Consider the following 26299-nt stretch of genomic DNA (forward strand, 5'->3'; position numbering starts at 1 on the left):
CCTCCCTTGACCAGTGTATGCCGCCCGGAAATTTTCATAACTCAGGGGCATTGGCCCGGGTTCTTTCGCCCGGGTCGAATAGGATGTCAGTGTAAGGAGGAATTAACTTATGGGAATGCCTGAAATCAGAAGCAGCAACGTCACCCGTTCACAAGCCATTACCGATATTCTGCAGTCGATCGCTTTGGAGGAAGCCGCGCTCGCGCATATCCTCAACGCTGAGGGAGAAAAGTTACAATGCGCCATTTCGATGGACTGCATTACAATCGACAAATTGATCGAGGTCAACGAAACGGTTCAGTGCACGATGGAAGCCGCAGCGAAATTTGAACAGGCGCTGCAGGCGAAGCTGGCCAGTTTGTTCCAGGATTGCTACAAATAACGGAATTCGACTAAGGATAGTGAAAAGCGGCTCCGGGCCTTGAACCGGAGTCGTTTTTCGACTGTCCGCCATCATGGCTTTCCCTGCCTTGCCCTGATGTCTTAGCCCTGCAGCGAAACCTGGAATATACCGCCTTGTCTGCCGTGCGGCTTAATATGAGCCGCAGCACAGGCACCATGGTCCTGCAAGTTATCCGTTTCTGACATCACCATCGAGGAATTCTACCAAAATGATCAGCGGGGACAGCCTTTTACGGAACTGCGAACCTCAGGAAGCAAAGCCAGTCCCTTTACGCCGCCGCTGATTCCAAAAAAGTATCGGAAAAGGTTGGAATGATTGAAGTTTCCATCAATTTGGGCTACACTTATGTCTAACTAAAAGGGGGAATTGTGTTGCTTAACGCCAGAGGTAAAAAGTTTCTTTCGTATTACCGGCCTTATTTAAAGCTGTTTATCGCAGATATGATCTGTGCTTTCATCGTCGCGGCGATCTCGCTGATCTTTCCGCTGTTAACGCGCTACATCACCAATACCGTGCTCGTCTCGTCGCAATCCGTCCAGCTGGACCTGATTTTCAAGATCGGCCTGGTCATGGTCGGCTTGATCATCATCGAGCTGCTCTGCAACTTCTTCATCACCTATAAGGGACATTATATGGGCGTCATGATGGAACATGATATGCGCAACGAGCTGTTCAGTCATTATCAGAAATTGTCGTTCAGCTTCTATGACGAACAGAAAACCGGGCAGCTGATGTCACGGCTGACTAACGATCTGTTTTCCTTAACCGAGCTGTACCACCACGGCCCGGAGGATGTCGTCATTTCGATCATCAAGTTTTTCGGCGCGTTCTTCATCTTACTTTCCATCAACGTGCCGCTGACATTGATCATCTTCTCAATCCTGCCGATCATGCTTGTCTTCGCCTTGTATTTTAATAAGAAAATGGGCAAAGCTTTTAAGCAGAATAAAGAACGGGTCGGCGATATCAATGCCCGGATCGAGGACAATCTCTCCGGTATCCGCGTCGTTAAATCGTTTACCAGCGAAGGCAGCGAACTGGAAAAATTCGGGGTGGAAAACAATCGCTATGTCAAGTCGCGTAAAAACAGCTATCGGATCATGGCTTATTATCATTCCGGTCTTAACGCATTCACCACGATGATCACCGTTGTCGTCATTCTTGCCGGTTCAACGTTTATCTCCCTGAAATGGATTCTGTTAGGCGATTTGTTAACCTATCTGCTTTATATCAACAACCTGACCGAGCCGGTCAAGAAGCTGATCAACTTTACCGAACAATTTCAGGAAGGCATTACCGGCTTCCAGCGGTTTATGGAAATCATGGAAGTCGAGCCGGACATCAAGGATCAGCCGCACGCGGCAGTGCTGGCGAACGTTAAAGGCGCGGTGGATTTCGAAAATGTCGGATTTCAATACGCCTCTTCCAAGGATTATGTCCTCAAGCACATTGATCTGCATGTCGAACCGGGCGAGTATCTGGCGCTGGTCGGCTCCTCCGGCGCGGGCAAAACAACGTTGTGTTCCCTGATTCCGCGATTTTACGAGGTCAGCGAAGGCCGGATTCTGGTCGATGGTCAGGATATCCGCAGCGTGACAATGAAATCGCTGCGTTCCTGCATCGGCATCGTCCAGCAGGATGTCTATCTGTTCGCCGGCAACGTCATGGACAACATCCGCTACGGCCGGCCGGAGGCAAGCGAGGAAGAAGTGATCGCCGCCGCCAAGGCCGCCAATGCGCATGATTTCATTATGGAGCTGCCAAACGGGTATAATACAGATATCGGGCAGCGCGGCGTTAAATTATCCGGCGGTCAGAAACAGCGCTTATCCATTGCGCGCGTCTTCCTGAAGAATCCGCCGATTCTGATTTTTGACGAAGCGACCAGCGCGCTGGACAACGAAAGTGAAAAGGTCGTTCAGGATTCGCTGGAACGGCTGGCCCGCAACCGCACGACATTTGTCATCGCACACCGCCTGTCCACCATCCGCAACGCCAGACGCATCGTCGTGCTGGGCGAGGAAGGTATTCTGGAACAAGGCAATCATGCCGAGCTGATGGCTGCGGACGGGGCTTACGCGCATCTGTACCGCATGCAATTTGAACATTGACCTGAAGGGGGTTTTACTATCTCGCAATTCTTCTGCTTCTGGGATGAGGTACTTCCCGGCACGGCTTATGGTTTTCTAAGTCCGCTGCACATTCTGGAAATTCTAATGATTCCGCTGAGCTGCTTCTGGCTGATTCGCTGGACGCGCACCCATTCCCGCCAGTTCGGCCGGCGGCTGCTTCATGGATTTGCGATTGCGATTCCTCTGCTGGAACTGACGCGCATTCTATGGCTGTACCGCTTGGGCGAGGGATATTGGGTAAAACTGCTGCCGCTGCATTTATGCGGCCTGCAGATCTTCTTTATCCCGCTGGCGGTCTTTACGCGCCATCCGGCGCTGCGCAGTTATGTCTGGGCGACGTCTATTCTGGGCGGAATCACGGCGATTGTCTATCCGGCGGGGATTGTCGGCACTTATCCGTTTTTCCACTTTCAAACCCTCCAAAGCTTCGCCCTGCATCTACTTCTAATCCTGGCGCCCCTTCTGATGTTTCTGACTGACGATGACTCGCCGCGCTTAAATCAACTGCCTTCCGTCATCCTGATTCTGAGCGGCAGCGCACTGTGCGCCTTTGCCGTGGACTGGATCTGGGGGCAGAATTACATGTTCTTACGGGAAGTCCCCCAGATCGCCTTCCTGCAGGCGATCAAGAACTGGGGCGGCTATCCGGCTTACTGGCTGACGCTGGCAGCAGCGGTCATCGCCGGATGCGCTCTTCTGCTTGTTCTGGGCGAACAATGGCATAGAAAAAAACTGGAATCTTCTGCGGATTGAGAAAATTCCAGCTTTTTTCTGCTCTGTAACAACGATTCCCAATTCTCAGTTCTGGATTGAACTGTCAAATTTCCCGTGATTTTTCCCAGGCTTCGTCCAGCAGCGTTTTCTGATAGCGGCGGGATAATTCCATCTGTTTCACTAATAACTCCTCATAATACGGTTTTAACACGGGATCCTGAATCCGGGCGCACCCCTTTTCAATAACGGCCTGTTCCCGGGCGGCATCCAGAATCGGCAGGTTGTGTTCCTTCTTATACGCGAGCACCTGACGAACAGCTTCCATTCGTTTTTCAAACAATTCCGCCATCTGTGCATCGACTTCATTAATCGTTTTTCGTGCCCGTTGTAAACAATCTTGCATAACTTCCTCCTTATAAGATCTTGACAATTCGAAAAATGGTGGTAAACTTAATATCGTGTCTGGGGCCGTAGCTCAGCTGGGAGAGCGTTGCGTTCGCAATGCAAAGGTCGCGAGTTCGATCCTCGTCGGCTCCACCAGATTTCCAATTCGACAGGAACAATCGTTCCTGTCTTTTATTTTGTATTATACACGAGTTGGCGGATAAAAAAAAGATTTTCTGTCCTTCCCGTTCTATAAAACAAAGTTCGACGCTGAAATCAGCCTGACGCGCATCATCCCCCCTCGCCATCATCCTGAAACTGTCTGTGTCTAAACTGAATCCCGGTCAATTTTCAAAGCTTCAATTAAAAGAAGCCCAGAGAATCAGCATGATCTCTGGGCTTGATTTGAAACCTGTCTGTCTGGCCAGCAGCCGGAAATTAAGCAACCTCCACGCCGGCTTTTTCCGCCATGAAGTTCAGCCATTTATCCCGCTTCATCAAGGATATCCGGTCGGTAGTCATATTCCCGGTTTCCGGATCCTCATGCGTAATCGTAATTCCAATCGGCATCAAACTCTGAGAACATTTTCCAAGCTCCCGAATGGTTTTGTAGGGAATGACGATATTCTCTTCCAGCAACCCGGTAATGACGATCACCCGGTTTTCGGTGAAATACGCCCAGCCTTGCTTCCATTTGCCCATTTTCCCGATCAGCCGTTCAACATAACTGGCCTGCAGGAAATCAACGAGCGTATCCTCCGGTTCCATGACGCCCAATTCAATCAGTTTCTGTTTTTGCTTTTCCATTTTTGATAATCCCATATTAGCCTCCCTGCTTATTCAGATTTAATTATAAACCTTTCCTCCGCCTTTTTCTTGTAAGATATTCCACAAAAGCTGATGTTTTAATTTTTTCTGCAGCGAAAATTGCCAACTCCCGCCGTTCTGTGGATGTTCGCCATCCCGACATCACCTCGTTTATGAGCCCGTCGCAAAGGGACGTCTGCCTGATTCGCCAGGACGTCCCTTTCTGTTTGATTTTTGACTCAAGTCTAAGACTCGTCGTTTTTCTTTTTCACCGCGTTCCGCAAAGCTTCCATCGCTTCCGGACTTGGATCTGGCGGAATCAGTTCGCCTTTCCGGAAATAGAATCCCTGCATGTAATCCGTGCCGCAATCGACCAGCGCTTCCATTTCCTCGCGGGTTTCCACGCCTTCTGCCAGAATTTTTATCTTCCGGCTGCGGAAATAAACGACCAATCCTTCATAGAATTCGCGACGGTTGAGATCGCGGTCAAGACCGCGAATGATGCTCATATCGACTTTCACGTAGTTGGGCATCAGATCCAGCAGCGTCGCTTCGCCATTATAGCCGGTTCCGTAATCATCCAGCGCGATTTCCTGATGTTGATCAAGACAGCGCTGCCGCTTGTGGATCGTTGCCATTTCGCCCATTTTTTCGCTTTCCGTCAGCTCAATGACGACCTGCGAATTGTAGCGGCCGAACCGGCAATCCAGTTCTTCCAGATCCTGCGGCGTCAGGCGCAGGCTGGAAATCGAGTTGATGAACAATTTTTTCCCTTGCAGCCGCTGATGATACCGATCAATGGCCTCCATCGCTTTAAACCAGGTCAATCGTTCAATCTGATACAGCCGCGACTGGGCGCGGGCAATCCGCAGCACTTCGGACGGCGTCTTCAGCTTTTCCATCTTTGGCCGCATCAGCATTTCATAACCATAGACGGTCTGCGACTGGACGTCGATAATCGGCTGGAATACAAAATCGATCAGTTCGTTTTCAATCAGCCGGTTGAGATCTTCGCTGCTGTGCAGCATAAACGAATCCTTACGGTAGCTTTCAATCTCAAAATCCTTTATTCCGCCCTTGACGGAATTTTTAATCTCATACATCGCGAAATCAGCGTATTTGATCAACTCTTCCAGATTGCGGCTGTCCTTCGGATACCACGATACGCCGAAGGAAGCGCGGATCCGGATACTCTTGCCATCCGGCAGCTCCATTTCATAAGCAGCCATGGCCTTCCGGATCTGTTCAATCTTCTGACGAATCTGGAAGTCTGTCTCATAACCATAAAACAGAACATAGAACTCATCGCCCGACATCCGCGCCGCAATTTCATGCGGACCGGCGTTATTGCGCAGCACATCCGCAGCGCTGCGGATATAACCATCGCCGCAATCGTGACCATAGGTATCATTGATATATTTCAGATTATCCAGATCCATCATCATAAACGCCGTAATCTTCAGCCGTTCCGGATGCTCGAAGCGTTCCTGAGCAAAGCGCTGGAATGCCCGCCGGTTCAGCAGGTTGGTCAGCACGTCGTAATCGCGTTCATATTCTATGCGGTGCCGCTCGACCATTTCCGCCGTTATATCCTGCACCACGCCCAGAATCGTGTGCGCCCGCGCCGCGGTTTTCAACCGCATCCAGCGAGCTCCGCCGCCGTCCTGTTCCAATTTGACGGTCTTTTCCCGCAGCCGGCCCAGTTCATCCAGATCCAGATCCAATAAGCGCAGCTGTCTGGAAAATTCATCCAGCGTCAGCATCTGATCTTCATGGTCAGCCTGCGGGTCCAGCACATCGAAGAAACCGGAAGTACAGAAGACGGAATTCTTTTCAAGCTCAATCTCAAACGCACCGATCTGAATTGAAAGCATGCCGATGATCTGTGAGAGCCGCGAACTGTTCTCCGCCACGCTCTTGCTTAATTCCTCAATCGCCTGGCTTAACTGATCGATTTCCGTAATCCGGATCGGATCCAGATGGATCGGTTTGTTCGGATTGGAATTGCGCACCTTGCGGGCCAGCGCGCCGATCTGCCGGGATGGGCGGTAGCTGGCATACATCGTCGCCGCCAGTCCCACCAGCATGGATAAAATCATAAAGGTCAGAATGCTGTTCTGCATTTTACCCGAGAACCCGTACAACGCTTCCTGCGATTCCAGACCGACCAGAACCCAGCGCTGATGGGAAAACGGCGCATTGGAATTGTAGAGATCCAGCGGCTGCAGACTGCCGTAAATTTTCTGCTTCAGTTTTAAAGCGGATGTATGGATTAAAGCGCCGTCGCCGGAGACGTCGGCATCCTTTTGAAAGATGAGCTCTTCCGCTTCTCCGAACATCGCGATGAACACGCCGCCGCTGTGCGTCACCTTCTGCAAGGTCAATCCATCCGTCTGCGGCTGCGTCTCGTCAAGAATCGCAAGCATGTAGGAACCGGATTGATCCGCCAGCAACTCCTTCGACGGCAAGATGGTTTTCAGATAATCCTCCGCCAGCGAAACGCCCAGCACGCCTAACACCGTTCCCTCGCTGTCTGCCAGCGGCTGCGTATAGGTAATCGTTTTGATCAGGTCTTCGTTCAACATGGAGCCATAGCCCCAATACCCGGCGTCTTCACTGGACAGATCCGGATTGGAGCGAATCGCCTGCACCGGGTTGTTATAAAAATAACTCTCGCCGCCGATCTTAAAACGTGGACTCCAACTGACGTCCATCGCAATGTCCAGACTCTGCGCCACATCGGTCGGCGAACGTTCCATCAACAAGTCCGAATTGTCGTAAGGGTTATTGATCGGATCCAGATCCCGCAGATAAATACCACTTTTCTCCTTTTCCTCAGCCCTGTCGTTCAGAGGACCTTCAAAAACGAGAAAAACGCCGGTTACCGTATTTCTGCGCATCAGCGCAATCAGATCCGGACCGATTTTTTTCAAAATTTCGCTGGTCACAGCCGCCCCCGGCACCAGGTCGGCGACGGTCATGCCCGCTTCGCTCAGCTGCTGCTCAATTTCTTCTTCGATCTTCGTCTGATAGATGGAGAAATTACTCCAGCGCTGAATCATTTCATTCTCTAAATAATTCTTCCGATTGATGACCCGTTCGTTCAGGATTTCCTCAGCGTTGCGGTCAAGCTTGGTAATAACGCCGCCGCTGAAAACCAACATCCCAAACAGACTGATCTGAAAAATTTGAACGACGATCAAAGGGATCAGAATACGATTGAAAACACTTCTTTTTTTCAGCATATTCCGGTTACTCCTTTTCTTAAAAACGTTATTCCTGGACGATTTTTTGCATCTGTTGACTCAACGCCGCGAACCAGGCGTCGAAATAGGCTTCCGTTTCAAATTCAGCAGTTGCTTCATCAAGGCTCTGCCCCTGCGCCAGACGTTCAACGACCTGCTCGCGATCCGCCTTCGCCAGATCCTGCATCGAAGTATCCAGCAGAGACCGCGCGTCGCTGCCGCCTTCAAAAGCCTTTGTCGTATACAGCTGAACTTCACTCAGCTGTTTCTCGGCCACTTCAACAACGTCAATCATTTCTGCCGAGTCCAGCTCCGCATTGTTTTCAATAACTTTTTTGATCGTCTCAAAATCATTCGCGGCTTTCTTTACCGGCAGATATCCGGAAGCCAGTGAGAACTGAATATTCCGACGTTCCTCTGTGAACCATTTTAAGAAAAGAACCGATGCGTATTCATGCTGGGTATCCGAAGCGGTCACAACCATGCCCGCCCCCTGCTGAACGGCAATTTTCTCACCCTGTTCAAACATCGGAGCCGGCGCCACGATCGATTCAATCGGATAACTTTCAACGTCGCTGACCGCCACTTCCTTCGGAAAATAAGCCGCCCCGCTGCTGGATCCGACCAGCGCGATCAAATCGCCGGTCTTCGCGTCGTCGGAACGGAAACGGCCCTGCGCCGTGAAGTAACCCCGGATATATGGCACATAATAATTATCCCACAGTTTTTTAAAGACATCGCGGTCCAGATTCAGCGTCACCTGATTTCCTTCCACCGCAAAGATTTCCTGCCCCAGCTGACGGCTGCCGATGATCATGTAATTCGCCATCGCATCCCGGCCGAAGAACGCCTTGCCATCATTCGGCTGCGGCGTCAGGCTGTCGGTCCATTCATAGTACGTCCGCGCGGTCTTCGTCACGCCTTCAAGCGTCTTCAGATCGTCCAGCGTGACGCCGCAGGCTTCCGCGAACCGATCCCAGTCTGTTTTGTTCAACATCATCAATTCCGTCGACTTGGCGATCGGAAAAATTTTCAGGCTGCCGTCCTCTCCGATCTGACCTTCGTTTAAATATTCGTCGCGATAGGACGCCAGTTCCTCCTTGCTCATATACTTGTCAATCGAAGCGACCAGTCCCAATTTATCGACTTTGTACGCGGTATCGGCATAAGCCGCGAAAATATCGGGAATTTCACCGGCGCCGACTTTCTTCTCCGCCGCTTCCTCAACCTTGGTGATCAGATCGTTGACATTGCCCTGACTGTACGCTTCAACAACAATGCCTTTCTCCGCGCCCACCGTGTCGTTGAATTCTGTAACCAGTTCGTCAAACGCCGCTTTCTGCGTACCGTTGTAATAAGTCCAAATCTCCAGCGTAACCGGTTTATTCGGATCGAGCAGTTTGTCATAATTCTCCTTTTCAGCGGCGCAGCCCTGCATCATAAGCATGGCCGCAGCAGCTAAAACCCCAAGTTTTGTTATTTTTTTCATCTTCCTGCACCTTTTCTTTATTAGTTTTATTATAGTAGCTTTCCGTTTAAATTACCACGTTTTTACAGGTATGAAGATCGTTCTTACCTAACCCTAAATTGTTCTGAATATCACGTTTTCCCATTCCTGCCCCGGTTCGCAAATCACATTCAGGTTCCGTGCGTTTCCCCGCCAAAAACTTTCCGGCTTATTTCGATTCGATGTAGCGGCGGGAAAATCCCGCCGGTTTCGCTTTTGATCAGCGGTCAAAAGCTGGATTGTAACGATAGAAGTTGCGGCAGTCCAGATCCTTGCGGACGAATTCCAGAGCTTCGCCGAAACGCTGGAAGTGAACGATCTCGCGCTGGCGTAAAAATACCAGCGGTCCATAGACTTCCGGATCCTTCGCTAAACGCATCAGGTTCTCATACGTTGTACGGGCTTTCTGTTCCGCCGCCATATCCTCGGACAGATCGGTAATCGGATCGCCCTTGGACTGGATATACGCCGTCGTGTACGGCATGCCGCTGGCGCCTTGCGGATAAACGCCGGCAGTATGATCGACGTAATAGTCCGCCGCATTGGCAGCCTTGATCTGCTGCGCTGAACAGCCCTTGAGCAGCTGGTAAACCATCGTGGCGATCATTTCCTCATGCGCCATTTCTTCCGTTCCAATGTCCGTCAATAACGCGCGGATTTCCGGATACGGCATCGCGTAGCGTTGGTTCAGATACCGATCAGACGCACCCTTTTCGCCATCCGGGCCGCCCAGCTGCGTGATGATCAGCTTGGCCATCGCCGGGTCCGGCTTCCGGATATTCACAGGATACTGCAATTTTTTCTCATAGATCCACATGGTTTATCCCTCCCTTTCCCACGGCCATGGACTATTGATCCAATCCCAGCGGCGTCCGCGGCTGTCGCGGTTGGTCAGCGGACCGCAGACGCGATTGTATTCCTCCGCCGCTTTGCGGCGCAGGCCGGTAACATAACGGTAATAGCTCAGCGCGACTTCGTTTTGCGGATGGGTGTCCAGAAATAAGACCGCTTCCTGAATCGCGAAATCCAGTTCCTGCAGCTCCCGCAGCATTTCATTTCTATTCATCCTGACAGCCTCCCTTTCCCGTAAACGGCAAGTCCAGCTCAACAAACAGCGTTCCTCTTAACAAGGCGCGCGGGCGGCTGTAGATTTCCCGTTTTCCAGTCCAGCGCTGGCGGGCGACATACGCCATTGCCAGGCTCATATCCGGGCAGCGGTGATGATTACCGCAGCCCGGACGGCCATCGTCATCCTGATCATCGGTATCATTGCCGCAGCCACAGCCGCAGCCATCACCCGGACGGTTGCCATGGTCATGATCGCCGCAGCCGCAGCCCGGACGGCCATCGTCATCCTGATCATCCGTATCGTTGCCGCAGCCACAGCCGCAGCCATCACCCGGACGGTTGCCATGGTCATGATCGCCGCAGCCGCAGCCTGGACGGCCATCGTCATCCTGATCGTCGGTATCGTTGCCGCAGCCACAGCCGCAGCCGTTGCCCGGACGGTTGCCGTGGTCATGATCGCCGCAGCCGCAGCCCGGACGGCCATCGTCATCCTGATCGTCGGTATCGTTGCCGCAGCCACAGCCGTTGCCCGGACGGTTGCCATGGTCATGATCGCCGCAGCCGCAGTCTGGCGGACATACCGGAGGCTTCGGACGGCAGCCGCAGCCCGCAGACAGGTTCACGGCCTCCTCCACAAACATTTCATCCTCCATAAAATCGGCTTCGTCAAAACGCGTGCGGAAATCATCGCTCCACCCTGCGCAATGCGGTCTGCGCGGCGGGGTCGGACGGTGTGGACGGCCGCATTCCATAGCGAAATCTTCGTCCGTTTCCATCCAGCTGCGAGGAATCCGCGGTTCTCTTCCTACGTTTTCCATCGACATTCTCCTTTCCGGTCAAAATCTCGTTGACCCACTGTATACTATTGTTCCTGTATGCCGGGATCTGGGAGATCGCCAAGAAAGAAACAATAAAAAAGCACAGAGTTTTCCTCCATGCTTGTTAAAAACCACGCTACAACGCAAACAGATGCGTCGCAATCGCAAAATAAATCATGATCGAGCAGGTGTCGACAATCGTCGTGATTAACGGAGCGGCCATGATCGCCGGATCCAGATGTACCTTTTTCGCCAATAACGGAAGCAGACAGCCAATCAGTTCCGCCAGAAAAACCGTACACATTAACGAAACACCCAGCAGGATCGCCAGCCGCGGATCCTGATACATAACAACGATCCGCAGACCGTTGACCGCCGCCAGCGCCGCGCCGACAAGCAGCGCGATCCGGCTTTCCTTAAACGCAACTTTGAACAGATCGCCAAAGCGGATCTCATCGGTGGCGATGCCGCGGATGACCAGCGTCGAGCTTTGGGTGCCGCAGTTGCCGCCGGTATCCATCAACATGGGAATAAACGAAACCAGCAGCGGAATCGCGGAAATTGTTTCTTCATAGCGGGAGATGATCGTACCGGTGATCGTTGCCGAAAGCATTAAAAACAACAGCCACAGAATCCGGTGTTTGGCGTGATTGAATACCGAAGTTCCAAAATAGGAATCATCACCGGGCTGCACCGCCGCCATCAATGCGATATCCTCCGCCATTTCTTCCTGATAAACTTCCATCGCATCGTCAAAGGTAACGATCCCGACCATGCAGTTTTCCGTGTCCACGACCGGAATGGAAATCAGCCGGTATTTCTGGAACAGCTTGGAGACTTCTTCCTGATCGTCATGGGTGCGCACGGCAATGACGTGTGTTTCCATCAAATCGCCGATCAAGACGTTTTCGTCGTTGAGAAGCAGACTTTTCGCCGTGACGATGCCCAGCAGTTTTTTGTTTTCAATGACATAACACGTGTAAATCGTTTCCTGATCAATACCGACCCGTTTGATCTTCGCGATCGCTTCACGCACGCTCATGGTCTTTTTCAGATCGACATATTCCGTCGTCATGATGCTGCCGGCGCTGTCTTGCGGATATTGAAGCAGCTCGTTAATGCGCGAGCGGGTTTCCTTATCGGTAACGTCGAGAATCCGTTCAACCACATTGGCCGGCATTTCTTCCAGAATATCGACGGTATCATCCAGAAACATATCCTCGAAGATATCTTTCAGTTCTTTCTCGGTAAATGTGCTGATCAAAGCCTGCTGCATCTCCGTATTCATGTTGGTGAAGACTTCCGCGGCCGTCTCTTTGGCGATCAGGCGGAAAAGGACGACCATGTTTTCCTGCGGGAATTGTTCCAGCAATTCCGCCAGGTCCACGCTGTTCATCTCGTTGAGTTCTTTTTTGATCTGAGCGTATTTTTTCGCATGCAAAAGCTCAGTGATGTTTTTAACCGTCATACTTTGCCCTCCTTCAAGTTTGTTCTTCAAGTTCGCAAAGCATGAATAAAACGTCCTGAAGCTTTAATTTCGGGCAGACTCGCCCTCCAGGAGAGGAAAGAATGAACTTCCCGTTTTATTGATGCCTTGCCTGCAACTACCGCCCGGGTTATCCATGCTTTCCACCTCCCTCTTTCGCCGGTTTATCTTCCGGCTGCCGTTTTTAGTGTATTTCCAATTTGTTAGGTTGTCAATGTTTTTAACAAAGAATTTTATCCCGGGACGACTGTCGTTTTACCGCTTCCTCCTCCCGTTCAACGCTTATGCATGGGTCAGAGGCAGGTGAGCGCTCAGCGCGGTCCATCCTGATCGTTCTTCTGGAATAAGAAGCGGTAAAAAAACATCGCCGCCCCTGTCTTTTTTCATCTGTTGCTTTATAATAAAAAAAAGAGGATACAAAAGATGAAAAGACTTCATTGGAAAGCGCTGTTACGGGTCGAAGAAATTCCCGCCGTGTTTTTATTGATTCAGCTGGGCCTTGGAATTTGGGAAAAACGAGGCTGGCCGATCCCGGTCCTCCTGTGTCCCATTACAGCCGCAGGTACGTGCCCGGATATCGACCTGATCACGCCTTATTGTACTGACATCACGGTCTATGATTACGCTTTTCTATTCACCGTCTTCTTTCTCATCACGCTTATTCTGTTCTGGAAAACCCGGAAGAAGTCCCTGCTTCCGGATATCGTCTACTGGCTGGGAGTCAGTCTTTATGCTTGGAGCGCCTGGGTTAGTGAATTTTATCTTACAGCCCAAACTTCGCTGCTTTACCTGGCGTTTCTGCGTTGGATCACGCTGACGTTTTTCCTTGATCCGATCAATTTCAGCGGCTTTCTGCTGCTGGTTGGAGTCAGCTTAAAATCGTTGTTCACATCGCTTCGCGCGGTGGCAGGAGGGTAAATTTATGCGTCAGGAAGTTGTTTGTTCCCATTGTCAGAAAAGTTTTCATATCCGTCCCGGATCGCTTTTGTCGATGCGGCTGGAATGTCCGCATTGTCATGCCCGTTACAAATTATCGCTTTCCTGGATTGGCTGTGTTCTAGTGGCAATTCTCGCTGTTCTGTTTTCTGACAAGTCGCTTTGGGAAGGAATGATTTGTTTTCTGATTGCGCTTTTCGCCGTCTTCTATCTGTTTCTGCCATTTTGGCTGCAAAACGATCTGATTCGGATCAAACCGGTGAAGAATAAAACCGATCCCACCATAAAACAAGAATCTTAAAAAAGCCGCTGGCATGTCAGCGGTTTTTTTTATTTATTCAATTCGCACCGGTCAATCAACTCCCGGCTGTCAACGGCATAGGTTTCCAGGACCAGCTGATTCCCGGAAATGGTAATCAGCGAAACTGTCGCTTCCTGTTTAAGAATGCGGTAAGCGAGATACGCGGCCGGATTATCCTTAAGCTCATAGAACTTGCTTCCGGATGGGGTGCCGCCGGAAACATAGAGCGTTTCGCCGCTGCGTTTGTCCCCATCCGCCCGGCCGGTGGCCGTTTCGCCCTGCATCAGCAAAGAGCGGCAGTACACATGATCGTGTCCTGAAAGCACGACGTCGACGTTCAGGTCAGAAAAAGCCTGCGCATAGGCCTCGCGGGCAGCCATGACCTTTTCATCCGCAGAGCGATCCTTGCCGCCAAAGAGCGAATAGTGCATCGTGACGATGACCCAACGCGGTTTGTGCCGCGTGATCGTCTGGCTGAGTTTATCCAGATGTGCCTGCGTATCCGTGTTCATACAGTTCAAGGAGTAGAACAAGATATCGCCGTAATCATAATAGAAATCTGATCCGTTCTTCAGCCGGTCAAACTGGCTGTCGAGCAGGTCGGTATTGCTCTCGTGGTTGCCGATGTTGATCGTAACCGGAATTTGTCTCAACGCGGCCGGACTGCGGAAGGCGTTATATTCCTCCAGCGCTTTCTCGTTGTCGCTGCTGTTGACCTGATCGCCGGCAGTCAAAATAAAGCTGAGGTCCGGCTGCAGCTGCAAGAGTGTATTGACCGCTTTCTCCCATCCAGCCTGATTCTCCTTAAGATGCTCCGTCCGGATCTGAACGTCGCCGACAAACCCGAAAGTAAGCGGCGCGGCCGGCCGGACTTCAAACGAGAAGACTTCCGAGCTGAGATTGTGCTGCAAATCGACGATTTGATACACCAGCGGCTGGCCCGGAGGCAGGTTGCTCAGCTTGCCATGATAGCTGAACGCGCCGCCGACGCCGGTTTTCCGGCCACCCATCAGCTTCCGGCCATCCGGGGTGCGCAGCGCGCTTTTATCCGTGCCCTGCGCCCAGATCAGCTCGTAGGTTCCTTTTTTATCCGTCAGCCAGTTGACGATGACCTCGTCGTTCTTTGAACCCTGTTCCAGAATCAGTCCGGACAGATCGAGCGTCTGACTGAGCGAGGTTTCGCTGGAGGTTTCCAGACTTTTCAGATCGAAATAAATATCCGAACTGGTCTGGTCGCGCTGATGCAGCTCAACCGCCAGAACGTTGCGTCCCGGCTTCAGCGAATTCAGATTGCTGATAACAAAAATATCGTTTTCTACTTCACCGACGCGGGCGGAAGAACCATACGGATTTTCCGCGGTATACCCGCCGTCCGGAATATTCGAGGCATAGATCAGCTCGCCGTTAAGATACATCATCACGGCGTCGTCATAACGAAGCTTACCGGTCAGGCACCGGACATTCCCCAGATCTCCGACTTCAAATTCCGTGCGGAAATAATAAACCGGAATCGCCCGCTGATCCGCTAAAGCATAGTTCAGCAGATTGCGCGGCGCTTTTCGGTCAACCATTTTTTTCAACTGACCATAATAGGAACCGAATGTACCGGTCCCGCTCTTCCAGGCGGAATCGTCGTAATCCGGCTCAGTCCACCGCAGACTTGCCGAAGGATCGGGATTTTCTCCCTCATCCCAATAGCGCCAGGATGTTCGGCCGCTTTCCACCAGCGTGACCGTGCGTTCCTGCGCGATCGTTTTCAGCGTGCCGTTGCGTTCCTTGTCCGTATAGCTCTGCCGCGTCAAAACGCCATAGACCAGAACAAAACCGATCAGAAACAAAGCGAGCAGCGTACCGAAAATCAGCTTGCGCTCTTCCCGGCGCGAATTGTTGTTCATCCTTCACTCCCTCCTTCCTGCGTTTCCCGGCGGTTATGTGTATACCGCTTCAGATCGCCCCAGACGTTCTTCTTGCGGCGATAGCCGATCAGCGCGTTCATCCGCACCAGCATCAGAATAAACCGGAGGCCGACCAGCTCAAAGCCGCTTAAGAGAATTGTGCGGACAACGTCGAGAAAGGTCAGCCGGATATGCCGGGTATGGATCTGCGTAAAGAACGCGATGACCGTCAGTAGACAGCCGAAACCGGCATACACCGCGAAGAATAAAAGCATAAACGGAACGTTGATGAGATTGACGAAATACGATAAAACAATCGTAAACAAACCGAAGACTTCAATATACGGCGACATCAGCTCATACAGCCAGAAATACAGAAACGAAATCGTTCCCATCAGACCGTATTCCTTCTTGCCGATCGCATACCGGTAACGCGTCAGACTTTCAAACAAGCCGATATGCCAGCGCCGCCGCTGCTTCATCAGATCGAGCAGATTCCCCGGTCCCTGCGTCCAGCAGATCGCATCCGGGGCATAGCGGATGCTGTAATCAAGATGATTCGCACGGCAGAAAACATGCAGCTTGACGACCAGCTCCATATCCTCGCCCATCGTCGAAGGATCGTAGCCGCCAGCCAGAATCACCATCTTTTTCTGAAACAGACCGAATGCGCCGGAAATGATCAGATTACCGTTGAAGTGATCCATAAAAATCCGCGAAGCCAGAAACGAACGATCGTATTCCAGCACCTGCATCGCGACGATGATCCGCTTCGGCAGGGTATATTTTGTGACCTCGCCGTCGACCATTTCAATGCCGTTGGAGATTCGCACCTGGCCGCCGCAGGCTACGACCTTATCGTTTTCCAGCACCGGCTTGGCGATCTCAAACAACGAATCCTTTTGAAGCATCGAATCGGCGTCCATGCAGATAAAGTACGGAAAGCGGGATACGTTGATGCCCATGTTCAGCGTATCCCCCTTGCCGCCGTTTTCTTTCAGGATCAGCGTCAGCTGAATCTTGTTGGATTTCGCTTCGTAAATCGCGGTTTCCGGCTTGCAGCGAAGCTGACGGCGGATCGGCCGCTCGATCTTGCGCATCTGGAAATAGTCGATCATCCGCTGCGCGGTTTCATCGGTGGATCCGTCGTCGATCACCACGATTTCAAACAGCGGATAATCCTGTCTCAGCAGCGTGCAGACGGTGTCCACAATCGTGGTTTCCTCGTTGTGGGCGGGAACCAGAATGCTGATCGGGATAAAAAACTTCCGCTTGAGGTTATTTTTCAGCTCGTCGTCGCGGCGTTTCTGATACAAATCCACCGAGCCGACAATCACTGACAAAAATAAAAACGTACTGTATCCGAATAAATAGAGAACGAAGAAAACATCGACGCAGAACAGAAAGGTTTTTACAAATTCAATCATTCTGCATTCCCCCATTTCTGCAAGGCTGGAAGCGCTTCTTCCGATGAATCCGCTTCAATGACTGCGCTTAGAATTTCATTCGATGACCCCCTCGGACTTTTCGCCATTCGATTTTCTGCGACCCTCAGTTCGCCCTTTTCATCCAGCTGAAGCAGTCCGGCGCTCAGCGCCTTGTAGCGCAGCATGTCCCGGCCGTAAGAATCCTTCAGCTGCCGGATCATTTCCAGAATGGCCAGCGGCTTCGTCAGCTGCAGCAGCGAATCGGAAGCATTGTCGCGGACATACCAGTTATCGCTCTGCACGCCGACCAGCAGCGCCTTGACGGTTTCCATCTCGGGATAACTCTCCAGGGAAGCCGCCGCGATCGCCGCATATTCCCAATCCTGTTTTTCCCAGTCGATGACAGTCTGACGCAGCACCGTTCCGGCCGGACGGTAAGGATATTTGCGGAAATAGCGCATGACGGCAAAGGTCACTTCCCGATCCAGCTCCGTTTGACTCAGCAGCGGAAATAAGGTTTCCCGAAAATTCCCGGAAACCATCCGGATAAAATCAATGAACGCAACCTGATAATGCGGTGTGAATTCATCCCAGTTTTGCCACAAAGCCTGCGCCAGCTGCTCCCGGTCGCCATGAAATTCCAGCAATCCGTCGGTCACCAGCTTGCGGCTGTGTTCGATTTCATGGCGTCCCATGACGCGATACGCTTTGACAATGTGATCAATACTTCCGCACTGATACAAGGCGCCCAACGCATTCTCCCGGCAATAAATCGAAGCTTGCGCCGTCAGCTGGATCATCGCCGTCGCGATCGGATCATTGCGGCTTTGTCCGCACAGTCTAAAACGTGTAACAAGATAGGCAAAGTAGGAACGTTCCATTACGCTTTTTTTCATCGTCCCGTCAATCAGCTCCGCAAACACCGGCTTCAGCGTCGGCAGCCAGGCCTGCAGCAGTTTTACCGTCAGTGGATTCTGTTCCAGCACGTCGACGGTTCCTTCCAGCACAACCAGATGATGTGTGTTCTTCAGATCTTTCTTTATTTTCTCATCCACGTTGGCGGCCGTCTTCTCGGGAAATAACAACAAGCGTTGTAAGCGGCGGGCCTGGTTTTGGATTTGTTTCTCCGTCCGCCGCTGCATCCACTTGTTTTTTCCCAGATAAAACAGATTGTACGCCAGCATGCACAAACACAGCGTCATGTAAACGTAAATCAGATAGTCAATCCGGATTACCATGCATGCCGCCTCACTTTCCCGCCCAGATATCCTGCATCGCGTAATAGCCTTGTTTCAGACGTTCATGCGAAGTCGGATGCCGGCCCCAGCCTTGAAGCGGAAGATCGGTCATCGGAATCGGCGTTGCTTCATCAGCGGCCAGTCCGACTCCGGCATAAATCTCATGGATCTTCAGCCCTTCGATCCCGTAATGCTCATAGTAATCGTCGTGAATCATCATTTCCGACGGATTGAGGAAATTCAGCAGCGACCAGGGCAGACGGATTTCAATCGCATCGCCCCGGATCATAAAATCGGCCAGCGAATCAAAGTCCGGATTCTCCGGATTCGCGTTGCCATGGCGAAGCTGACCGGTATTGTAGGTTTCCGCCTTATCCGCTTTCGTATTGGCCAGCTCGTCATGCGGATCGTCAGGAATCTGCAGCACCAGATTGATGTCGACAAATTCCGAGGTATCCTTTGCCGGGGCGTTGAGATAAGCGTCTTCGAAATATACGCGATGGGAATAGATCGCCCGCAGCGCTTCGTAGCGCTTCTGCACGATCAGCTTACTGTTTTCCTTCCCGTCCAGGATCAGCACAAAGTCGGCCGGCCGCTCAAACGACCGCGGGATTCCATCGCAGTGGGTACTGCCGGTCTTCGGCGTCGTATCAAATGGAATCCAGAGCTTCTCTGTCTGCGGATCATAATTTTCTTTGTTGACGTACAGATACAGATATTTTTCATCGTATTTATAAGCCAGCGAAAGTTGTCCGGTGGGCGTGTCCGTCAGCTGGACTTGATCGTCCGCGGTCCATTCGCTCACGTCGCCGTCGACATAACAGACACTTTTCTCCTCGCCCGGATCGAAGGCGAGCACGCCGAAGAATTGTTCGTTGGTCTGAACGTCGCTCCAATACGGTGTTTTCGTCAAATCGGTATAGGCCATCGTGTTCCACGTCCGCTTAAACCATTCATCCTGCCACGTGAAGACGATCGATCCCGCACAGCCGGCGCTCATGATATCCTGATAACAGGTTTTCAGCGCTTCTGCCTGATCCGCTTCGGACATGCCGCCCTGGGCGCGGTGGGTGTTGCGGTCGCTCTGCGCCCGCCCGCGTGAGCTCGGCACCCCGAATTCCGCGATGACAACCGGCATCGTGTGATACGCGTTGAGCGTCGTCAGATAAGCCTGATAGGAATTGAAGACGCCGTCAGCGTCGACAAACTGCCGCTTGTTTTCAACATCAATGTCCATGACGTCCATAAAGCCATAGTAATCGGGATAGTAGGGATAGACGTGGTAGGAAGCAAACTGCCCCGACAGAAACCGGTCGGTTGTCTGGATATGCTCGACGTCGACCTGTTCAAATTTACGGAAGTAGTATTCGACCAGCGAATCCCATTCAAGCGGGTCCGTCGTCGGCCAGTTGGCAAACGCGATCAGCCGCTGGGCTTTGTAGGTCTGCGTCTCATATTCGATGATTTTATCGCCGACCTGCGCCAGCATCGCCTCAAACGGCGACGCATCGTCAGTGGTCGTCATGTACTTCCCATGATATTGATTCTTTTTGTCCTGCATGTGATCCGTGAAGGCGACCGTCGTGTCTTCCCATTCCACACCCAGAATATACCCCAGAACCCATTGCGAAATATCATGGTTGTAAGAGCCGCTGCCCAGACCCTCGCCTAAGGAAAACCGTTTGTTTCCATGGATGATATCGACTAACGTCCGGCTGTCCTGGATCATCGTGTTCATGAAGTCCGGATCGTAGGCGTCGCGGTGGGAGAACAGCGTGTAATCATTCACCCACAAGCCGTGGATCAAATAGAGCGGTTGTTCGCGGTCCTTGTTGTATTCCCAAAACGCATTGTAGAAATCATCCTGAAGCAGCGTGTAGACACGGATGCAATTCGCGCCCATCGCCTGAATTTCGGCGAACCACCGCAGATAGGTTTCCTTATCAATCGCGTAATCCGTCGCAAAATGGCCCGGAATCCCGCTGCCCAGATTGGCGCCGCGGATCTCGAAAGGTTCCATGCCCTGCCCCTGATCGACAAGAATCGTCTTGCCCTCAACTTTTGTAAACGTCTCCACCGACGTTTTCCGCAGGCTTTCCCATTGAAAGGTCAGTCCGATGCGGGAAGACAGAAACAACCCGCCGGCGGCGAGCATCACGATCACGGCGCAGGCGATAATAAATTTTTTCATGCAGGCTCTCCTCCTTCCGGCTTAATGGTTATACTTCTTGACCGCGGATTCATGACAATACTGCCTGAGCACTTCGATATGCTCATCCAGCCAGGCCAGCCGCTGCAGATACGCGTCATGAAACTGTTTCACCGCCGCTTCATAGGACCGCAGATTCTTTTCATCCGGCAACAATTTATTGCGTTTGTCCAGATTTTCCGGATCAAAGCTGTAGCCCCAGACCGCAAAATTCCGGTCGACGGCCGGTCCCAGATAATCGACGACTTCCTGGATATAGGCGGATACCTGTTCATCGCTCAGAATCCCTGCGCGCAGCTGGCGATACCGGTAGATGACCTGATTGATAAAGTCCTCGTCCTTGATCAGCATCGTGAACCACGGCGCCTGTACGGAGACGAATTGGCGGATCAGAAAGTCATCGTCGGAGCTGTCGGAAACATTGCCCAGACTGTTGTTGAAATCCCAGACGACCGGTTTGAATTTCCCGTTGACGTCTTTGTAGAAGAAGGTCGAAAGGTTGCCGGTGTCATGTTGCACAAAGACTTCCATAAGAATGAAGTAATCAACGAATTCGTCGATGTCGATGAAATTTTTATAACCGTAGCGCGAGCTGTCGTAATCGAAAGAATACAGCGCTTTTTCAAACCGGCTGAGATCGCGTTCAATAAAGTCCTTCAACGGAGGCGTCAGCGCTTCGCTGCCCGGATAGCGGATATCGAAGAACGCACTTTTACGCAGAATCTGCACGTATTTTGTAAAATTATCCGCTTTGCTGCGCGGGTCCGGCTGGGCCGCATTGTCCAGCTCCACGATATAACCGGTAACGTTGCGGGTATTATTCGGCTTTTCGATTTCGATCCGGCCCTTGCCGGTGCTGACGGTTTCCATCATCACGTACACGCCGCGGTATTCACCGTTGATCACCACTTCGCAAAACCGCACGTCCGGCGCATAGTCCATCAGCTCGCCCGCCAGGTTCATCGCGACATAGTTGCGCATTAACGTCTTGTCCAGAAACGGCCCATGCAGCGCCCAGTCATGATCCGCTTCCATGCCCATGATTGATACATTTTTATTTTCTCCGTCGTGGTGGATTGTCTTGATCGCAAAAGACTGTTTATCAAACCAGCGCGAAGTGTTGCCGCGCACGCGGATCCGAATCTGTGTCTTCAGCGACGACGGATCCTGAAGCGTGTTCAGCTTATCATCCTGATTGATAATTTTCATATTTGCGACCAGAAACTCCTCGCCGGTTGACGTCATCGTCATCTTGCGGTGGGAGCGATCGTCGCCATAATAAGGCACGCCGGGAATTGCTTCGTCCGTTTCGATCACCACCAACGGCAGATGCGTGCTCAGCTGGTCCACGTCGACGGCCGCTTCATCATATTGATATTTCGAGATTTCCGTCTCCCGAATGCAGTCCAGCGCCGCGGATGGATCGTAGGCGGGCGCCGCTTCCCGGTGCTGATGAATCCGTGTCTGCATTTTTCCAAAGGTCAGCTGGGCTGTACCGCTGACCACGACCACAGCCGCCAGCGTCAGCCAGGCCATTGTCCGTTTACGCATGGATCAGACCTCTAGCTGCTGATATCATCGTCCTGGGCGACGATATTCACATACTGGACATGTTCGATCTGATATAATTCCTCGTCAATGCTCGAGGTCTTCCTGAGGTTCTTTTCATAGGTTTTCCGCGGAATTTCATAGATCAGTTCGATCGTTTCGCGGGTTGTGTTCTTGACGCGCAGATCCAGGCGGCCGTCAAAATAATGCGTGATAACCGACATGATCCGCTCCTCCGTACTGCGTGCGCCGCGCACGATCAATAGCATCCTGTTTTCATTCTTGATCCGCCCCAGCACCAACAGCACCAGAAAAACCCCGGCGGAACCCAGCCCCGCCGTCATATAATCGCCGACGCCGCAGGACAGACCGGCGACGATCGCCCAGAAGATATAAACGGTGTCGCGGGAATCCTTGATCGCCGTTCTGAAACGCACGATCGACAGCGCGCCGACCATGCCCAGCGACAGCGCGACGTTGTTGCCGATCGCCGTCATGACGACTGTCGTCAGCACGGTCAAAACGACCAGACTGACGTTGAATTTGCGGCTGTAAACGGTTCCGGCATGCGCCAGATAATAAGAAAGATAAATGACGAAGCCCAGCACGATCGCGATCAGAATCTGCGCCAGAATCTGCCCGGCGTTCAGCGCCTCGATCTGCTGCATTAAATTCGATAAATAAGAACTCACTCGATGTTACCCCCTTTTTAATAAAATTCAGTGTATCGCAGCCCGATCCGCCGCGCCATGCAATACTTGCTCGCGGACAGTTCGCTCTGATTGCAGCTGCGGAGAATGTCGCGCACATACGTCAGCAGGAAATGATTGTATTTCACTTCCAGAATGGTTTTCCACGGGTCCAGCATCGGCGCCATCGCCAGCTCCCCGTCAAAAATATCATAATGAAACTCGTTGGCCCGGATCTCACTGTCCAGCGTGATGCGGATGCTGTTCTCCGGCAGCACATACGCCTTGCGGCGATATTCGACCACCGTTTTCGGCCGGTAATGCTCACGGTTTAAAATGGCGTAACATTCCGCCGCGAACGCTTCCTTGTATTTTAACAGCGGACTGAAATCCCCTGCGATCAGCCGCACGGCGTCTTCGCACCTGATGGGCAGCGAACGCTTGAGCTGATTGGAACCCTGTTTCTGCTTCATTTCCAGAAAGGCAGTTTTATCCTGAGGATGATACACACGCAGACGCATTTTCCGCCGTTCCTCCACGCCGTCCATCTTTGCGTTGAAATCCCGGTCGCTCAGCGTATCGAAATATAACGATCGCACCCGATATCCCCCCTGCACAAGATCGCCGTTATGGGTATCCTGATGCAGCAGCGCGTCCAGCTGGCCCTCGAAACGAGCCCGCTGCGTCGCTGAAATCAGAAATTTCCGTTCCTGCCGCAGTACCTCGTTCATTGACTCTCCTCCATCATTTCAATCAGCGGCTTCGACCAGTGATAATCATGAACGATGCTGATCAATGGAAATGCCTGATCGACTTGTTTCCAGGCCGCCTCTGCCGCGGCCAGCCCCTTGTTGCGGTAAGTCTTGTCTTCCGTCAGACCGTGCTTGCCCACCTGCTGAAATTCCAGGATGCAGTGCAGAACCTTCCCATATTTCTTTGTAAGCTGGGCTTCCGTTTCCAGTTTCTCGACTTCCGCCCCGCAGTCATAATCCATGACCGCCACCTCATCGCAGCCGTCCCGGATCAGGATTTCCAGAAGCTCCGTCAGGCCCTGGTCATCATAATGGCGGGGAATGCAGGCGATGAAGATCAGATCGTGCTTCTGCGCGTAGCGGTAAGCTGCGATCATCCCGGAAACATAGGTTTCCATGTGTCCGGCAGGATCTTCCTTCCAGCGCGAACGAGTGTACGGCTCCACGTCGACCATCACGCCGACAAGCTGTTCCGCCGGTGTGACCTGATCGTTATACCGGACGAGTTCTTCCAGATATGCAATCAGGGATGCACCGTCGGCCTCATAGCCCCAATCGGTTTCGCCAACCAGCGCGTAAGTTTTCACCTTTGCCTGATGCAGATGACGGACAAAAGCGGCTGTCGTTTTGCGGTCAACCGGAACGCTCAGTTCCTGAACCCAGTCGGTAATCTGAAATCTGCCGATCAGCTCGTCAACGTCTTTTCGATCAACCACCCGCTCCTCCTGCCATTCAAACATTCCCCGGCGCAGCGGCGGGCTTTTGCTTTCCATCGGGCGAACAACGAGGAATGAGGCCGCAGCGCCGATCCCCAGAATCACGAATGCCGCGATTTTCCATGTCTGTTTTTTCATCAAATTCCCCCTCCCTCACTTATCAAAGATGCTATCTGCGTTTCTTCTTTCATCATTTCAGTCAAATTAACGGAAATTTGCCAGTCTTTTTATGATGATCCGGACCACGGTCGCTGTCACAAAATGGCAGCCCTATGCCAAAGATGGCCGCGTTAGTTTCTATTTACAGTATGATCTGGCTGATTCCCTCATACCTGCAATATGCCCTCTCCTTTTGAACCTTGTCTTTTTTCCTGCGTCCGCCATCCACCGCTTTCGCATCTTTCCTTTTACGCAGAATGCGAATCACCGCAGTCTCACCGAACGAAGGACTTATAACCGTCAGGTTTTTAAATAGATCAAATACCCCCTATATCTGATTATGGATACAAAAGATTGACCGCTGCTTTGAGGCCGCTGACGCAAAACAGTTTTTTCAGCTTTGCTTCTAAGGATTTAAGATGCCGCGCCGACTTTTACGCCGGGATGCTTTAGCGGCGTGAAGCCGCATTTTCTTCATTTCTCCGGTGCACTTCGACGCGAGTCGGCTGCAGCGGATAGCTGTAACGCAACAGGATGTGCGGACAACCGTTTGTATGTTTCTGATAAAAAGTCCGGGTGATCCGATCCGCGAGCTTATCTGCGTTATCAAGGGTTATATCAGAAACCATAACCAGATACTGACAACTGCTGTACTGCGTAAAAACATCGCTCATCCGCAGATGATCATGAATAATCACCCCCAGAATATCCATTTCCTCATCGCGGCGCACCAATGCCGGAAAGTCGCCCTTGTTGTCCGTCAGAGTGAATAAAAGAAGAAAGGCCGATTCCTGAGAACGGCACATTTTCCGTTCGGCAAAGCGGTAAATTGCTTTAAACGTTTCATAATCCTGACAGAAGGAACCCGGGCGGGCGTGACTTTCGTGCATTTGTGAAGCGATTAACTTCATATCGAGCGTCACTCCGCCGTTTTCTTCCTGCCGCTTTAACTCCATCTTGCGGATATTGCGGACATGTTTTTTCTGTATGATCTGCTGATCCGCCCGATCGTACATTCTCTGATACGTATCGCCAGGCATGGAAGCCGTTTGAAAAATCGTGACGTCCAATCGCAGATTCGGGCATTCGCGAAGACGTATATGCCGCAGTCGCTGGCGAAGCTGCGTGCACAGCTGCTCAGCTTTCTTTTCATCCTGTCCTCTGAGCAATACTGTGAATTCATCGCCGCCCACACGGCTGATCAGACTGTCGGGCGGCAGCATTTTTATCAACACATAACCAACGTTCTGCAGGACCTGATCGCCGGTGATATGACCATACCGGTCGTTCACCTGCTTGAAATAATCCAGATCCATCATGATTAAAATTCCTGTATTTTTATCAAGCAGCCATTCATTGCACAGCCGTTCCATGGCTTTGCGATTATACAGACCCGTCAGCCAGTCATGTTCCGCGTCGTATTGCAGCGCCTGATTTTCCTCTTCAAGCTGTTCCCGGGACTTGACGTTGCGTTTCACAGTCCGGATTTTTTGATCAGATTCCTGTACTGTTGGATTCATATTTATTTTTCTCCTTCTTTTCTTTCTGCGGTTGGAAAACGATGACCTCTTTAAGCTCAACGTCAAAACTAAATGCTCAACTCAAAACCACCGGTCGGGCCTGAGCCTCGCTGTAAACTCCAATCGGCAATTTTATCCTGCCTGCACCTTCAGGAACTCGGCGTATTGCGGCTTTAAATAACCATGCCGGTCTTCAAGCTCGCCTTACGCCGGCCCACGACTAAAATCCCCATCGTGATCACCTCAATTTTAATAATGTTACCACACGTCCCGTTACAAATCCGTTACAAACCGGCTATGCATTTCACGCAAAAAAAAGACTCCCATGAGGAAGCCGGATATGCT

22 protein-coding genes and 1 tRNA gene are annotated in these 26299 nt (G+C 51.7%); 6 read left to right on the plus strand and 17 right to left on the minus strand.

The window, feature by feature from the left end; genetic code table 11:
• Nucleotides 1–109 precede the first annotated feature (109 nt).
• The 3 genes from BQ7364_RS05670 to BQ7364_RS05680 all read left to right on the plus strand — a co-directional run bounded on the left by BQ7364_RS05670 (nucleotide 110) and on the right by BQ7364_RS05680 (nucleotide 3288).
• Nucleotides 110–382 carry an alpha-helical endospore appendage domain-containing protein gene (locus BQ7364_RS05670; RefSeq protein WP_072683814.1) on the plus strand — a complete coding sequence of 91 codons (273 nt, stop codon included), beginning with the start codon at nucleotides 110–112 and terminating at the stop codon, nucleotides 380–382.
• A 389-nt stretch (nucleotides 383–771) separates the two neighbouring features.
• Entirely contained in the window at nucleotides 772–2514 is a 1743-nt protein-coding gene (locus BQ7364_RS05675; protein WP_072683815.1) for an ABC transporter ATP-binding protein, read from the plus strand.
• Nucleotides 2515–2598: 84 nt separating this feature from the next.
• Nucleotides 2599–3288 (plus strand): YwaF family protein, encoded by a 690-nt coding sequence (locus BQ7364_RS05680; protein ID WP_255370391.1) that lies wholly within the window; start codon nucleotides 2599–2601, stop codon nucleotides 3286–3288.
• A 64-nt stretch (nucleotides 3289–3352) separates the two neighbouring features.
• Here BQ7364_RS05680 and BQ7364_RS05685 read toward each other — a convergent pair whose 3' ends face one another.
• Nucleotides 3353–3652: a chorismate mutase gene (locus BQ7364_RS05685; protein ID WP_072683817.1), complete on the minus strand. Its 300-nt coding sequence runs from the start codon at nucleotides 3650–3652 to the stop codon at nucleotides 3353–3355.
• Between the two features lie 61 nt (nucleotides 3653–3713).
• Between BQ7364_RS05685 and BQ7364_RS05690 the strand changes: the two genes are divergently transcribed.
• Nucleotides 3714–3789 (plus strand) — tRNA-Ala (locus tag BQ7364_RS05690).
• A gap of 282 nt (nucleotides 3790–4071) precedes the next feature.
• On the opposite strand, the gene BQ7364_RS05695 is transcribed toward BQ7364_RS05690, so the two are convergent.
• From BQ7364_RS05695 to mgtE, 7 genes are all read right to left on the minus strand, one after another.
• Complete coding sequence (locus BQ7364_RS05695) at nucleotides 4072–4455, minus strand: PH domain-containing protein (protein WP_072683818.1); 384 nt, start codon at nucleotides 4453–4455, stop codon at nucleotides 4072–4074.
• A 230-nt stretch (nucleotides 4456–4685) separates the two neighbouring features.
• Nucleotides 4686–7685, minus strand: a complete 3000-nt coding sequence (locus BQ7364_RS05700) for a bifunctional diguanylate cyclase/phosphodiesterase (protein ID WP_072683819.1) — start codon at nucleotides 7683–7685, stop codon at nucleotides 4686–4688.
• A gap of 28 nt (nucleotides 7686–7713) precedes the next feature.
• Complete coding sequence (locus BQ7364_RS05705; protein ID WP_072683820.1) at nucleotides 7714–9174, minus strand: extracellular solute-binding protein; 1461 nt, start codon at nucleotides 9172–9174, stop codon at nucleotides 7714–7716.
• A 238-nt stretch (nucleotides 9175–9412) separates the two neighbouring features.
• A complete protein-coding gene (locus tag BQ7364_RS05710; protein ID WP_072683821.1) occupies nucleotides 9413–10009 on the minus strand; it encodes a manganese catalase family protein in 597 nt (198 codons plus the stop codon).
• A gap of 3 nt (nucleotides 10010–10012) precedes the next feature.
• Entirely contained in the window at nucleotides 10013–10258 is a 246-nt protein-coding gene (locus BQ7364_RS05715; RefSeq protein ID WP_072683822.1) for a spore coat protein CotJB, read from the minus strand.
• Nucleotides 10251–11078: a spore coat associated protein CotJA gene (locus BQ7364_RS05720; protein WP_072683823.1), complete on the minus strand. Its 828-nt coding sequence runs from the start codon at nucleotides 11076–11078 to the stop codon at nucleotides 10251–10253. The genes BQ7364_RS05715 and BQ7364_RS05720 overlap by 8 nt, the downstream gene beginning before the upstream one ends.
• A 136-nt stretch (nucleotides 11079–11214) precedes the next feature.
• Nucleotides 11215–12546, minus strand: coding sequence for a magnesium transporter (gene mgtE / locus BQ7364_RS05725; protein WP_072683824.1), 1332 nt, complete (start codon nucleotides 12544–12546; stop codon nucleotides 11215–11217).
• Nucleotides 12547–12987: 441 nt separating this feature from the next.
• Here mgtE and BQ7364_RS05730 point away from each other — a divergent pair, with 441 nt between their 5' ends.
• A complete protein-coding gene (locus BQ7364_RS05730) occupies nucleotides 12988–13482 on the plus strand; it encodes a hypothetical protein (RefSeq protein ID WP_072683825.1) in 495 nt (164 codons plus the stop codon).
• Between the two features lie 4 nt (nucleotides 13483–13486).
• Entirely contained in the window at nucleotides 13487–13801 is a 315-nt protein-coding gene (locus BQ7364_RS05735; protein WP_072683826.1) for an MJ0042-type zinc finger domain-containing protein, read from the plus strand.
• Nucleotides 13802–13830: 29 nt separating this feature from the next.
• On the opposite strand, the gene BQ7364_RS05740 is transcribed toward BQ7364_RS05735, so the two are convergent.
• From BQ7364_RS05740 to BQ7364_RS05780, 9 genes are all read right to left on the minus strand, one after another.
• On the minus strand, nucleotides 13831–15696 hold the full coding sequence (locus tag BQ7364_RS05740) for a metallophosphoesterase family protein (RefSeq protein WP_072683827.1): 1866 nt from the start codon (nucleotides 15694–15696) through the stop codon (nucleotides 13831–13833).
• The gene (locus BQ7364_RS05745) at nucleotides 15693–17123 is read right to left on the minus strand and encodes a glycosyltransferase family 2 protein (RefSeq protein WP_072683828.1); all 1431 of its coding nucleotides are present in this window, start codon (nucleotides 17121–17123) and stop codon (nucleotides 15693–15695) included. Before BQ7364_RS05745 ends, BQ7364_RS05740 begins: the two co-directional genes overlap by 4 nt.
• Nucleotides 17120–18361, minus strand: coding sequence for a hypothetical protein (locus tag BQ7364_RS05750; protein WP_072683829.1), 1242 nt, complete (start codon nucleotides 18359–18361; stop codon nucleotides 17120–17122). The genes BQ7364_RS05745 and BQ7364_RS05750 overlap by 4 nt, the downstream gene beginning before the upstream one ends.
• A gap of 10 nt (nucleotides 18362–18371) precedes the next feature.
• Nucleotides 18372–20552, minus strand: coding sequence for a hypothetical protein (locus BQ7364_RS05755; RefSeq protein ID WP_072683830.1), 2181 nt, complete (start codon nucleotides 20550–20552; stop codon nucleotides 18372–18374).
• A gap of 21 nt (nucleotides 20553–20573) precedes the next feature.
• The gene (locus BQ7364_RS05760) at nucleotides 20574–22121 is read right to left on the minus strand and encodes a CotH kinase family protein (protein ID WP_072683831.1); all 1548 of its coding nucleotides are present in this window, start codon (nucleotides 22119–22121) and stop codon (nucleotides 20574–20576) included.
• A gap of 11 nt (nucleotides 22122–22132) precedes the next feature.
• The gene (locus BQ7364_RS05765; protein ID WP_200798767.1) at nucleotides 22133–22810 is read right to left on the minus strand and encodes a DUF4956 domain-containing protein; all 678 of its coding nucleotides are present in this window, start codon (nucleotides 22808–22810) and stop codon (nucleotides 22133–22135) included.
• Nucleotides 22811–22827: 17 nt separating this feature from the next.
• Nucleotides 22828–23538 (minus strand): polyphosphate polymerase domain-containing protein, encoded by a 711-nt coding sequence (locus BQ7364_RS05770; RefSeq protein WP_072683833.1) that lies wholly within the window; start codon nucleotides 23536–23538, stop codon nucleotides 22828–22830.
• Nucleotides 23535–24413: a hypothetical protein gene (locus tag BQ7364_RS05775; RefSeq protein WP_072683834.1), complete on the minus strand. Its 879-nt coding sequence runs from the start codon at nucleotides 24411–24413 to the stop codon at nucleotides 23535–23537. Before BQ7364_RS05775 ends, BQ7364_RS05770 begins: the two co-directional genes overlap by 4 nt.
• A gap of 470 nt (nucleotides 24414–24883) precedes the next feature.
• Entirely contained in the window at nucleotides 24884–25954 is a 1071-nt protein-coding gene (locus BQ7364_RS05780) for a GGDEF domain-containing protein (protein ID WP_072683835.1), read from the minus strand.
• Nucleotides 25955–26299: the final 345 nt, after the last annotated feature.

Source organism: Holdemania sp. Marseille-P2844 (assembly GCF_900120005.1).
Classification (GTDB): domain Bacteria; phylum Bacillota_I; class Bacilli_A; order Erysipelotrichales; family Erysipelotrichaceae; genus Holdemania.